General features: G+C 58.9%; 11 protein-coding genes. 5 read left to right on the top strand and 6 right to left on the bottom strand.

The genetic code is table 11. The features are described 5' to 3' along the window. Window positions 1-304 precede the first annotated feature (304 nt). The gene (gene pbpC, locus ACZ5AL_RS08670; RefSeq protein WP_464509975.1) at window positions 305-2,680 is read right to left on the bottom strand and encodes a penicillin-binding protein 1C; all 2,376 of its coding nucleotides are present in this window, start codon (window positions 2,678-2,680) and stop codon (window positions 305-307) included. Window positions 2,681-2,807: 127 nt separating this feature from the next. On the opposite strand from pbpC, the gene ACZ5AL_RS08665 reads away from it, so the two are divergent. Beyond that, window positions 2,808-3,248 carry a PPC domain-containing DNA-binding protein gene (locus ACZ5AL_RS08665; protein WP_464509974.1) on the top strand — a complete coding sequence of 147 codons (441 nt, stop codon included), beginning with the start codon at window positions 2,808-2,810 and terminating at the stop codon, window positions 3,246-3,248. Between the two features lie 124 nt (window positions 3,249-3,372). On the opposite strand, the gene ACZ5AL_RS08660 is transcribed toward ACZ5AL_RS08665, so the two are convergent. From ACZ5AL_RS08660 to dnaK, 5 genes are all read right to left on the bottom strand, one after another. Further along, window positions 3,373-3,816: an energy transducer TonB gene (locus tag ACZ5AL_RS08660; protein ID WP_464509973.1), complete on the bottom strand. Its 444-nt coding sequence runs from the start codon at window positions 3,814-3,816 to the stop codon at window positions 3,373-3,375. Between the two features lie 8 nt (window positions 3,817-3,824). After that, window positions 3,825-4,748, bottom strand: a complete 924-nt coding sequence (locus tag ACZ5AL_RS08655) for a M56 family metallopeptidase (RefSeq protein ID WP_464509972.1) — start codon at window positions 4,746-4,748, stop codon at window positions 3,825-3,827. Next, window positions 4,741-5,133, bottom strand: coding sequence for a BlaI/MecI/CopY family transcriptional regulator (locus tag ACZ5AL_RS08650; RefSeq protein ID WP_464509971.1), 393 nt, complete (start codon window positions 5,131-5,133; stop codon window positions 4,741-4,743). The genes ACZ5AL_RS08655 and ACZ5AL_RS08650 overlap by 8 nt, the downstream gene beginning before the upstream one ends. 47 nt (window positions 5,134-5,180) lie before the next feature. Beyond that, the gene (locus ACZ5AL_RS08645) at window positions 5,181-5,669 is read right to left on the bottom strand and encodes a hypothetical protein (RefSeq protein WP_464509970.1); all 489 of its coding nucleotides are present in this window, start codon (window positions 5,667-5,669) and stop codon (window positions 5,181-5,183) included. Window positions 5,670-5,904: 235 nt separating this feature from the next. Beyond that, window positions 5,905-7,842 (bottom strand): molecular chaperone DnaK, encoded by a 1,938-nt coding sequence (gene dnaK / locus ACZ5AL_RS08640; protein WP_464509969.1) that lies wholly within the window; start codon window positions 7,840-7,842, stop codon window positions 5,905-5,907. Window positions 7,843-8,227: 385 nt separating this feature from the next. Here dnaK and pgsA point away from each other — a divergent pair, with 385 nt between their 5' ends. From pgsA to recA, 4 genes are all read left to right on the top strand, one after another. Then, window positions 8,228-8,836, top strand: coding sequence for a CDP-diacylglycerol--glycerol-3-phosphate 3-phosphatidyltransferase (gene pgsA / locus ACZ5AL_RS08635; protein WP_464509968.1), 609 nt, complete (start codon window positions 8,228-8,230; stop codon window positions 8,834-8,836). Window positions 8,837-8,889: 53 nt separating this feature from the next. Continuing rightward, complete coding sequence (pyrE, locus tag ACZ5AL_RS08630; RefSeq protein WP_464509967.1) at window positions 8,890-9,540, top strand: orotate phosphoribosyltransferase; 651 nt, start codon at window positions 8,890-8,892, stop codon at window positions 9,538-9,540. A 41-nt stretch (window positions 9,541-9,581) separates the two neighbouring features. Beyond that, window positions 9,582-10,874: a competence/damage-inducible protein A gene (locus tag ACZ5AL_RS08625; protein ID WP_464509966.1), complete on the top strand. Its 1,293-nt coding sequence runs from the start codon at window positions 9,582-9,584 to the stop codon at window positions 10,872-10,874. A 130-nt stretch (window positions 10,875-11,004) separates the two neighbouring features. Further along, on the top strand, window positions 11,005-12,060 hold the full coding sequence (gene recA, locus ACZ5AL_RS08620) for a recombinase RecA (RefSeq protein ID WP_464509965.1): 1,056 nt from the start codon (window positions 11,005-11,007) through the stop codon (window positions 12,058-12,060). The last annotated feature ends 2 nt before the right edge of the window (window positions 12,061-12,062 follow it).

Below are 12,062 nucleotides of genomic sequence, written 5' to 3'. Positions count from 1 at the left end.
ATCACAGGTCAACGCTTGGGGCATCTGTGAGCACACAAATCCCTCCCCCTGAATCCCCTTCATGAGAGCGCCCTCTGGTTCCTTCCTCCTCGGGGAGGGTATCTGCTTAGCGTGGTTCAATGGCCGCCCGGGATATCCGCTCCGCTCCTGATCCCGGGCTACGGAACGGTACGCTGTGAGTAAAACCCATCGCCGGAGACCGCTTGCGTCCCCGGCGATCTTAAGTCGCTAAACACGTACCGGGGAGGAAGGGCAGGATGGGGGGAAAACACCCAATCATCCAGGTGTCACACGTCAATAGGGGTCAGGGCGTGTCTTCCACCTCATAGACAGTGACGGATACAGGCGGACTAACGCGACGCGTTCCATCCGGGGCGCGGGCCGACAGTGTGATGGTATGCTGCCCAGGCGTTAGTGCCCATGGAGAACGCGTAGGAGTCTCATTGACAAACCACTGCATGTCGGTCCAGTTGTCTGGAGCATGCCCACGAAAGTGCAACCGTTGATGCTCGGCACGCAACACCGGATCGATCACATAGCGCGATCCCGGCGTGGGATAGGTGATCGTTGGACGCTGTGGAGCTTCGGCATGCTGGGCCGTTTGGATGTCAACCGATGCCGATTCAGGACGTGCAGGGGGCAACCGGTGACCTTCCCGGCGCATCCAGTCGTGGTATTTGGCGGGATGCACGGTGTACACACGCTCTGCAACATGCGTCTCGGGCGTTTGTGGTGTGGCGCGCTCGTTTGTGCGCCTGTCGATGGCAATGCGTTGATGCACGGTGCAGGTATCGGTTGGGACGGTGCCGGGCTGAAAGTGCTCGGTGCGTGTAAGCGGACAATGGGCACCCGGCTTGTGTCCGCTTTCCGGACATACGGCGGCTCCAACAAGGCCGGTTTCCGTATCAAACGAACCGCCGGGCCCCAACTCGTGCATTACATCGTGAAAGATAGGGCCGGCCCCCGTAACGCCGCTTACATGCTGCATAGGCGACCCGTCGAAGTTGCCGACCCACACGGCTACCGTGTGCTCGGGCGTGTAGCCTACCGTCCAGTTGTCGCGATAGTCTTTTGAGGTGCCCGTCTTTACAGCGATCGGAAACGGCAATTCCAAAGGGCTGCTTGCCCCAAATGTGGGTGTCCGCGCATCGTCATCGGACAGGATATCGGTGAGTTGGGCCGTGGTGGCGGGCTGCAATCCCATGGCGTTGGGAGGATCAGTAGGCACGGCAACCGTATCGCCAGAGGCAGTACGAACCCATGCCAACGACTGGGCTTCGATGCGCGATCCTCCGCGCGCAAGTCCGGCATACGCCTCCGCCAACCGTAACAACGGCACCTCTCCATTGCCCAGCGCCAATCCCACGCCGTAATGCGAGGCCGATCGGGTGAGGCTTTCAAATCCCGCGTTGTGCAACACACTCAAGAGAGTGGAAGGCCCCACCTTGCGAGTTACATGCACCGCGGGGACATTGTAGCTGGCTGCCAACGCCTCGCGAACAGACACCGGTCCACGAAATCGATTATCGTAGTTCTGAGGGCTAAAGGCGCCACCAGCCTCGGGAATGTGAAGTGGAATATCCGGCAGAATAGAGGCCGGCGTGTACTGTCCGGTCTGCAATGCATGTCCGTATACAAACGGTTTAAGCGTACTTCCCGGCTGACGCTGCATGCGTACGCCATCATTCTGGCCGCCATGGTGCGTATCCCAAAAGTCTTTGCTGCCCACGTACGCTCGGATGGCGCCCGTAGCATTGTCAAGCACAATCACGGCGGCGTTGGTGACGTGTTGCCCGCGCAGTGCACGCAGCCGACTGCGCACGCGAGCCTCTACACGAGTTTGCAGATCGGCGTCGAGGGTGGTGCGCCACTCGCGAGCGGTGGGATCGGCCTGTGGGTTGGTGCGGAGCGCTTCGGTAAAGTGGGGCGCCTGCATCACCCGGTTGCGACGCCATAACGAGAGCGATACATCGGCCCATTCAGCGCTATCGGCGGGGGCAAGCACATTGTTCTGAACCAGAGCGCTAAGCACCTGCTGTTGTCGGGCTTTAGCACGATCGGGGTGCCGATAGGGGTTGTGGCGACTCGGACTCTGCGGCAATCCGATGAGGTAGGTGCTCTGGTGCGGCGTTAGATCACGGGCGGAGGTGCCAAAGTACATCCGAGCTGCCGCTTCGATGCCGTGCGCCCGGTTCCCGAAAGAAACACGATTGAGCCACGTTTCCAGAATACGCTCTTTCGACCAGCGCAACTCCAGCCGCAACGCCAGATGCGTTTCAGCCAGCTTGTCGAGCCAGCCTCGGTTCGATCGGTTCCGTAGCGTACGTGCCACCTGCATCGTAAGCGTAGAGCCGCCCCGCACAATGCGTCCGGCCTTCCAATTGGCATGCGCCGCCGCCGCCACACTTCGCAGATCGACGCCCCAGTGTTGATAGAATCGCTTATCCTCCGTGGCAATGAGCGCCTGCACCGCCGTCGTATCAATGTCGGATAGCCGGACCGGTGTGTGGTGCCCCTGGGGCGTAAGGGTGCGTAGGGGCGTGCCCGTGCGATCGGTGATCTGCAGCGTATGGGGCACCGTATCGGGTGGACCCGGCAAGGGCCACATCAGCGAGAGCAATCCGCCCCCAATCAGCACCAGAGCGGTGTATCGTACCCAATGCGTAACTGTGTTTGGCATACCCTCGTTGTACTCCTGGCCTGCGAACGGGGATTGACAACGTACTACATGAAGCCAGCAGACGCAACTGCACACTGCTCATTTCGTTGACCTCCTCCGCTATTTGTCAACAGCTTTCCCCAATCGTATGTCGCACCGTGCGCTTTCGCTTCGCCCCGATGCCACCCACCTGCTCGTGCTCGACCAGCACGCAGATCTCACCGATGAACTGCTCGCTTTTGCCGACACCCATTCGGTGCAAAGCGCTACCTTTCAGGGAATAGGAGCGTTCTCGTCGGCTACACTGGCATTTTTCAACCGAGAGACACAGACGTACGATCCGATTCCGGTAGATACGCAGGCCGAGGTGCTGCATCTGACGGGCAATCTCACATGGTTTGAGGATGCGGTGCGTGTGCATGCCCATGCCACGTTGAGTTATCCCGACGGCTCTACGGTGGGTGGACATCTGCTGGAAGCCACTGTGTGGCCCACCTTAGAGGTGCAGTGTCACACCTACGCAACGCGCATTGAGCGCGAACACCATAGCGACATCGGACTTCCCCTCATCCCGCAATCAGACGCCTGACTTAAAGTGATGTTTGAGGTACTGTACCGACTTGCTCCTCTGCGCTACAACACAAAAGCACCGCCTGAGCGGTATAGGCCGCCGGGCGGTGCTACGTGTATGGTATGTTCTACAGCAGTAGCCGCTACTCGGAAAGCTGAAACATCACCGGGAGCGACATTTGCACGTCAACCGGTACCCCATCCTGTTGGCCAGGGGTGAACGATACTGACTCAACTGCTTCAATTCCCTCAGTTTCAAGAGCCTTCACAGCTTCTCCGGGCACACTGTCGCCCACCTCCGGGCTCTCCACGACGGTCGGTGCTTGCACGTTGCCATCGGCATCTACAATGAACTGCACGACAACGCGGCCCTGCACGCCGTGCTCCTGAGCTACATCGGGATACGAGATGTTCTCGTAGAGCGCCTGCATGCCCCCCTCCAAATTTGGTGATGTATCAACCACCACATAGGCATCACCCGCCTCGTTCATGATGGGCGCGTCTTCGTTAGCGGCAGGCGGATCTTCCGATGTGGTGTCGGTACAGGCCATGAGGCCAAGGGTGGCAACCAGCAAGAGACCACTCATCAGTAAGCTTATGCGGGGTGTGTGGAGCGAGAAAAATCAGACATAGCGTGTAGTCGGGGTTTGAGGGTAGAAGATGATTGAGCCAGGCGAAGGACCGGGGACGGAGCCGCCGAGCGCTGCGCCAGGCGAAGAAGCAAGCGGGCGTAGACCGATCGCTGCACCTGCGGTTGGGCACAGACCGTCGCGTCGCACGCCACCTCGCGGTACTGTTCTATTTCGTGATGTAGGTGATGCACAAAGGGATGGGCCACGGCACACGCCCGAACGACTCGAATCCCCAGGGCCAGCAGATAATCCCACCGTTGAATGTGCACCAACTCGTGCAGCACGGCCAGGCGGAGGGCCTGCTCATCGTCGGCTACATCTGGGGGGAGCAGCAGAAGCGGATGCCGCCCGCCGCACGTCATGGGCGTGGCAACGGACTCAGATACATGTACCTGCACCGGTCGCTGCACTCCGATACGCTGCGCTAGTGTATCCACGACGACTTGGACGTCATCTGGTGCATAGGGCGTGAGTGTGTTGCGGAGACGGTGCAGTGCATATCCGTCGCGCAGAAGATGAAGCATCGCATACACGGCTCCGGCTCCTGCTGCAAGCGTTAGCAGTCCAATCCCCACAAACAATGGCGACGTAGCAGTGCCACCTATTGACGCAGCCTGCACGGTGATTTCGGAGAGCGCACCGCCCCACAAGGCAAGAGCGCCTGACGTTTCGGTGCTGAATTGCGGCATCCACACGGCGGCCACAATGCCCAAGGGCAGGCTAAGCAGCAGTCCCATGCGCATCCAGTAATGGGATAGTGCGGAGAGGCGTGTGCTGGCGACGCGCAGTCCACCCCATACGGCGGCTGCACAGAGGGTCCATATCAGCGTCGGCATCCAGATTGACGGAAGCGCTGCGCGTCCCAGTGTGTCGAGGAGTTCAAGCATTGTCGTTGTCCTCTATCTTGTCGATGAGAGCGCGGAGGTCGTCCAGTTCGTCATCGGAAAGATTCTCGCGCTCAACCAGCGTCTGCATCAGCGAAATGGGCGAGCCTTTGAACACCTTTCGGACGAGTTCGCCAACCAGACTGTGTCGTACCTCATCGGGCGGACGAGCGGGCGAGTACACGTACGAACGGCCCTCTTTGTGATACTGCAGGAAGCCTTTCTCCGTCAGGTTTTTTAAGACCGTCATGATGGTGGTGTAGGCTACCTCGCGATCATCCAGGATGCGAGCGCGCACATCGGCCACGGTGGCCTCGCCAAGGTCCCATACGTGGTGCAAGACCTCCATTTCTGTTTCGCCGAGCGGAGTAAGCGAGCGTTTGCGCATAGCAATTCGGGGGGTACTGTACAGGGGAAGAACAATGACGATACGCGTTAGGGAGCCGGTAAGACGATGGTGCCACACTGGGCATAAGGCTCGTCGGTTTCTAATCCGAAGTTGTATTCGGATGCAAACTCATTAATGGCCTCCTGAAAACCATTGGCTTCTCCTAAATCGCCCTCGTGCAGCGTGAACAGCAGGTGACGTATCGATCCGTCAGGATGCGCATACACGCGAAAGTAACCGCGCGTGTCAGCATTCCACACTACGTCTGCTGATTGCAAGTGGCTCATCAGTGCGCCGAACAGGGTTCGCCAGGCATCGACTACTGCATCTTGTTGGGCAGGAAATACGGCTTGCTCCGGGTCAGCATGTGCCGCATCTCTATGCTCAGCGTCCAACGTCTCACGTTCGATGTTGTGGGCTGCGGCCTCCTCAAAGGAGAGCGCTACCGTTTGTGCGTTCGTCTGTTGAGCGCCTCCATCTGCCGCCCATAGCAATCCAGCTATCAGAACGACAAAGACGCTATGTATACCGTGCATACGCATCGGAAGGAGCGGTTTTGAGTTCTCTTGAATACTATCTATAACAGTAGTACTAACCAAGTAGTACTATATCAAGTTGAAATGTAACAGAGATGACAAGGGGTGGGGGTTCAGGGTATGGTAGAGGGGGATCAAACACACGCGCCCCACGAGCCGATGGGCTCGCGGGGCGGTGTGGGCATAGACCGTGGAGAGCGCGGTCTATAGACGCGGAAGTCGTGGCGTAGCGTGCTTACTTCGCTTCATCGCCTTCATCCACGACCTCAAAGTCAGCATCGCGCACTTCGCCTTCGTCGGCAGCGCCGTTATCGGGTTGCTGCTGGGCACCTTGTGCAGCGCCTTGCGCGCCGCCTTGTGCCTGTTGCGAGGCGTAGATCTCTTGGCTGGCTGCTTGCCAATTTTGGTTGAGCTCCTCAAGCGCCTGCTCCAGCTGCGTTATCTCTTGATCGGCACTGGCATTATTAAGCGCTTGCTCCAGCTTCTCGAGCGAGCTTTCGATAGACGCCCGTTTTTCTTCGGGAATCTTATCGCCATACTGCTCAAGGTTTTGCTGTGTGGTATACACCATGGAGTTGGCCTCGTTGATCTTCTCGGCTCGCTCCTTGCGCTTCTTGTCTTCTTCGGCGTGCGCCTCTGCATCCGACTTCATCTTCTCGATCTCGGCCTCGCTCAGTCCACTAGAGGCTTCGATACGAATGGAGTGCTCTTTGCCGGTGGCCTTGTCCTGGGCCGATACGTTCAAGATGCCATTGGCATCAATGTCGAACGTAACTTCGATTTGCGGCGTGCCACGCGGGGCAGGCGGAATGCCATCGAGGTGGAAGCGGCCAATGGTGCGGTTGTCTTTGGCCATCTCGCGGTCGCCTTGCAGCACGTGTACCTCAACCGACTCTTGGTTGTCGGCAGCAGTAGAAAACACTTCGCTCTTCTTTGTGGGAATGGTGGTGTTCGACGGAATGAGCTCCGTCATGACACCGCCCAGTGTTTCGATGCCCAGCCCAAGCGGCGTTACGTCGAGCAGTAGCACATCGTCCACATCGCCCGAAAGCACACCACCTTGAATAGCCGCGCCAAGGGCAACTACCTCGTCGGGGTTGACCGACTTGTTCGGAGCACGCCCAAAGAAGTCTTCCACGGTCTTCTGCACGAGGGGGACCCGTGTGGAGCCGCCAACGAGCAGCACCTCGTCGATTTGGCTCTTGTTATATCCGGCGTCACTCATCGCCTGCTCCATCTCGGGGATGGTGCGGTTCACATGGTCCTTGATGAGGTTCTCGAAGGTGGCCCGGTTGATGTCGAGGTTCAGGTGCTTCGGTCCCTCATCGGTGGCCGTAATGAACGGCAGGTTCACCGTAGTACTGGTGGAGCTGGACAGCTCAATCTTAGCTTTTTCGGCAGCCTCTTTCAGACGCTGCAGCGCCATGGCATCTTGGCGGAGGTCTACGCCTTGCTCTTTCTGGAACGCATCAGCAATGTGGTTGATGAGCTCGCGGTCGAAGTCATCGCCGCCCAGCTGGGTGTCGCCACGGGTGGCTTTTACTTCAAACACGCCATCTCCAAGTTCAAGGATCGACACGTCGAAAGTACCGCCGCCCAAGTCGTAGACCGCAACGATCTGATCTTTGTCGTCGTCGAGGCCATAGGCCAGCGAGGCTGCAGTGGGCTCGTTAATAATGCGGCGCACCGTGAGTCCGGCAATTTCGCCGGCTTCTTTCGTTGCCGTGCGTTGTGCATCGTTGAAGTACGCAGGCACCGTAATGACCGCTTCGGTCACCTCTTCGCCCAGATACTCTTCGGCTGTCTGCTTCAACTTCTGCAGCGTCATCGCCGAAATTTCCTGCGGCGTGTATTCACGGTCGCCCAGTTGCACGCGGGCGGTGTTGTTATCGCCTTTGATGACCTTGTACGGCACATCCTCAATGGCGTCTTGGACCTCGCCATACTTGCGGCCCATGAACCGCTTGATCGAGGAAACGGTGTTTTCTGGATTCGTAATGGCTTGCCGCTTCGCAGGGGCGCCAACCAGTCGCTCGCCGTCTTTCTTGTACGCGACAACCGAGGGAGTGGTACGCGCGCCTTCTGCATTTTCGATCACCGCCGGCTCATCGCCCTCCATGACGGCCACAACCGAGTTGGTTGTTCCTAAGTCTATGCCTATAATCTTACCCATTGATATAAGGTACGTATCAGTCCGTAGAAACACGTGAACGTGGGTGCTATCGCATCGCGCGATAGGCATTTGGTGTTATACTCAAACACAATGCCGCATCCGATTTGCGTGCGAAACGCGTGTCACATTGACAGCATGGCATGTTTAGGGCCGGGTAAAGTCCGGCATCGTGCCATACCGGCGTATGCCAGTGCGGCGCGCCGTGTCAGAGCGGCTGATACGGCATAGCCAGCATGTCTGCACGGCGGCCATAGTCTGTTCCATCGTCTGTTCCGGAGTCTGTTCGACATCTATGCAGCATTTCCATGTCGTATACGCGCCTTTGCAGGAAACTGCCCTGCCGGTTTGCTAATACTACATGGGCACACGCAATCCCCTTGCTACTATGCGCTACTTGCCTAACGCACTTACCGTTGGACGCATCGTGCTCACGCCGGTGGTTCTGTTTCTGCTCACCATTCCTACATGGTGGGGGCAGATGTCGGCGCTGCTGCTTTTCATTGTAGCTACGGTCTCAGACTACCTGGATGGCCAGCTTGCCCGGGCCTGGAACGTGCGGTCGCGCTTTGGCCAGTTTCTCGATCCGTTGGCCGACAAGGTCCTGGTCCTGGGAGTGTTCGTCATGTTTGCCGTGCTTGAGCCCGACATTGTGCCCTGGTGGGCCGTTGCGCTTATTGCTTTGCGCGATGTGGGCGTTACTGCACTGCGCAGCTACGCTGAATCGCAAGGGCGCACGCTGGCCACCTTCCGCATCGCCAAATCGAAAACAGCTGCTCAGATGGCGTTTCTGCTGGCGCTGTTCGGCGTACGCGTGGCTGAACACAGCGGGCCCGCTCTGCAACAAGCCGCTGCGTTTCTAGTGGAATCGCACATTATGTATGGGGCCCTCATCATTGTGGTGGCGCTTACTGTGGGCACGGGACTGCTGTACGCGCTTGCCCCTCGTGAAGAGGTGGTGTCGTCGAACCCGCCGAGTTCTTCGGTGTCTAAGTAACCACCATCCGTAATCGTTGCTCGCGCCCTTTTCCCGACTTTTAAGCTATACCGTTGACCACTGCCGACGCGCCCGACGCTGATCGCATTGCCGAACTCTTGCTTCATCATCAGGCCGTGCAGGTGCGCCCGCGCGATCCGTTTACGTGGTCTTCGGGGCGCGTTGCACCGATCTACTGCGACAACCGCCTCCTCCTGTCTAGTGCCACAGCACGCAACACCGTGCAGCGTGGATTTGTGAAGCACTGCATCGCAGCGTCGTGGCAGCCGGATGTGGTGGCAGGCACAGCAACCGCGGGCATCCCTCATGCCACCTCACTGGCCGATCGCTTGGGCACCGGGCTGGCTTATGTTCGCAGTGCAGCAAAAGCGCACGGCCGGCAGCGCCGCATTGAAGGGCGCATTCCCGATGACGCCTCGGTGCTGGTCGTCGAAGACCTTGTGGCCACTGGCGGGTCTGCACTCGATGCTGTGCAGGCGGTGCGCAACGCTGGCGGACATGTGTTGGGCGTGCTTGCTATCTTTGCGTATGACTTTGATGCCACCCGAACAGCCTTTGCAGACGCCCAGTGTCCGTTGCATGTGCTCACCACATTTCCTACCGTGGCCGACGTCGCTGTATCAAGCGGCCGTCTAGATGCCGACGCCCGCCAACTGCTTGCCGACTGGCACCAGGCTCCCGCTGACTGGGCGTCGTCGGTATAGCAGGCCTGTTTCTTCTGCTCTCCACCTGTTCTTTTACTGCTATGGATGCGATTCTTCTTTCCATTGGCGATGAGCTGCTCATCGGCCAAACCATCAACACCAACGCAACATGGCTTGGCGAGCGCCTCAGCCAGATGGGGGTAGATGTGGTCGAAGGGCGAACTGTGCGCGATACGGCTCCCCGCATTCAAACGGCGCTGCACGAAGCCTGCACGCACGCTGATCTGGTGGTCATGACGGGCGGCCTGGGGCCCACGCACGACGACATTACCAAGACCGCGCTTGCTGATTTTCTGGAGGTGCCCCTCGTGCGCGATGAGGCGCTTTGGCAACGGATCCAGACGTACTACACCGAGCGCGACCGGCCGGTCCCAGATCGCGCAGCCCAAATCGCAGACATGCCCGAAGGCGCCTCTAAACTGGCCAATCCAATTGGCACGGCGCCCGGACTCCGCGTTCAGAGCCAGGCCTCGCACAACGCGCTCATCATTGTGCTGCCGGGCGTTCCTGCAGAAATGAAAGCCATCTTCGATGCCTCGGTGCAACCCCTGCTGGCCAAGCGAACCGATCTACGCACGGTGTTTCACCGCACCGTGCAAACCACCGGCATTGGCGAATCGGATTTGCAAGCCGAGATTGGGGATGCCGATGCACTGTTGCCCGACCGGGTAGGTCTAGCCTACCTGCCGTCAACCAGTGGCGTGCGGCTTCGGCTCACCGCCCACGCTACCGATCCCGACGACGCCAAAGCGCGGCTTGACGAGGCCGAAGCAGCGCTGCGTACAAAAGCCGACGCCCACATCTATGCCATCGGCAATGTCTCGCTGGAAGAAGCACTGGGCCGACGGCTAACGGACGCCAACCTCACGGTAGCCTCCGCCGAAAGCGCCACGGGCGGACTGGTTGCTCACCGCATCACCAATGCATCGGGGGCTTCTGCTTACTTTGAAGGCGGCATCGTGTCGTACGCCAATGCGGTAAAGACAGAGGTGCTACAGGTAGATGCCGAGACGCTGGCTGCCCATGGCGCCGTAAGCGGACCCGTGGCGCGGGCCATGGCTGAAGGGGCGCGCCGCTTGCTTAACACCGACATTGGTATTGCCACCACCGGAATAGCCGGTCCAACGGGCGGTAGCGATGCCAAACCGGTAGGCACTGTATGGATTGGATACGCCGATGCGCACGGTACCCACGCTACTCATATTCGCTTTGTGAACGACCGCGCGATGAACAAAGAACTGTTCGCAACTGCCGCGCTCGATTTGATACGTCGCCAGCTAAAGCGCCGAGCCGGGCACGACGCCACCTCGCCACGTTACGAATCATCCGCGTAGCGAGTCTCTTTAGTACCGATCTCTGCACCAAGAGCGCTGATTGCGGCACTCCTGCTCGTGCGTTCCGTAAGAACGCCTATGTGCAGAGCATCGGCGCTCACCCTCTGTTTCTTCATTCCTGTGCTGACCTATGTCCAAGAACGGATCCGAAAAGAACAAAGCTCTCGACCGGGCTGTCAAGCAAATTCACCGCGAGCATGGCAAAGGCTCTATCATGCGACTGGGCGATGAGCCGGTCAAAGAGGTGGAAGCCATTCCCACCGGGTCGCTCACCCTCGACAACGCCCTTGGCGTGGGCGGCGTACCCCGTGGACGTATTATCGAAATCTACGGCCCCGAATCGTCGGGCAAAACCACCCTGGCCACCCATATCATTGCTGAAGCCCAAAAGCTGGGCGGCGCCTGCGCATTCATCGATGCCGAGCACGCCTTCGACCCCAACTATGCGGGCGACCTGGGCGTGGATACCGATGAGCTGCTCGTTTCGCAGCCTGACACCGGCGAGCAGGCTCTCAACATTGCAGACACGCTCGTACGTAGCGGCGCGCTGGATGTGGTCGTCATTGACTCGGTAGCGGCGCTCGTACCACAAGCCGAGCTCGAAGGCGACATGGGCGATACGCACGTGGGCCTGCAAGCCCGCCTGATGAGTCAGGCCCTACGCAAGCTGGCTGGGACCATCAACCGAACCAAAACGTCGCTCATCTTCATCAACCAGATCCGGATGAAGATCGGGGTCATGTTTGGCAATCCCGAAACGACCTCGGGCGGACGTGCACTGAAGTTCTACTCGTCGGTTCGCCTCGATATTCGCCGCATCGGCGCCGTCAAAGATGGATCCGATGTTATCGGCAACAAGACACGCGTACGCGTCAAAAAGAACAAGGTGGCCCCCCCGTTCAAAGAAGCCGAGTTCGAAATCATTTACGGCGAAGGGATCTCGTCGCTGGGCGAACTCATTGACCTGGGCAGCGATGCCGATATCATTGAGAAGCGCGGCTCCTGGTACTCGTACAACGGGGATACCATCGCGCAAGGCCGTGAGGCAACCAAAGAATGGTTGAAGGAAAATGACGAAGAGCGCGAGGCCATCAAACACCAGGTGCGCATTGAACTGGGCATGATCGAACCCGACGAGGATGAGGCCGAAGAAAGTGATGCGGAAGCCGAAAAAGAATCTTCCTGATT

This window comes from Natronotalea proteinilytica (assembly GCF_055379935.1).
Note: the sequence above shows the minus strand (reverse complement) of the source record. Positions and strands in the feature narration are given on the sequence as shown.

Bases quoted from the DNA above. Each gene is read 5' to 3' on its own strand.
- recA (WP_464509965.1), top strand. From the start codon at position 11,005: ATGTCCAAGAACGGATCCGAAAAGAACAAAGCTCTCGACCGGGCTGTC.
- ACZ5AL_RS08665 (WP_464509974.1), top strand. From the start codon at position 2,808: ATGTCGCACCGTGCGCTTTCGCTTCGCCCCGATGCCACCCACCTGCTC.
- dnaK (WP_464509969.1), bottom strand. From the start codon at position 7,842: ATGGGTAAGATTATAGGCATAGACTTAGGAACAACCAACTCGGTTGTG.
- ACZ5AL_RS08645 (WP_464509970.1), bottom strand. From the start codon at position 5,669: ATGCACGGTATACATAGCGTCTTTGTCGTTCTGATAGCTGGATTGCTA.
- pgsA (WP_464509968.1), top strand. From the start codon at position 8,228: ATGCGCTACTTGCCTAACGCACTTACCGTTGGACGCATCGTGCTCACG.
- ACZ5AL_RS08625 (WP_464509966.1), top strand. From the start codon at position 9,582: ATGGATGCGATTCTTCTTTCCATTGGCGATGAGCTGCTCATCGGCCAA.
- ACZ5AL_RS08660 (WP_464509973.1), bottom strand. From the start codon at position 3,816: ATGAGTGGTCTCTTGCTGGTTGCCACCCTTGGCCTCATGGCCTGTACC.
- ACZ5AL_RS08650 (WP_464509971.1), bottom strand. From the start codon at position 5,133: ATGCGCAAACGCTCGCTTACTCCGCTCGGCGAAACAGAAATGGAGGTC.
- ACZ5AL_RS08655 (WP_464509972.1), bottom strand. From the start codon at position 4,748: ATGCTTGAACTCCTCGACACACTGGGACGCGCAGCGCTTCCGTCAATC.
- pbpC (WP_464509975.1), bottom strand. From the start codon at position 2,680: ATGCCAAACACAGTTACGCATTGGGTACGATACACCGCTCTGGTGCTG.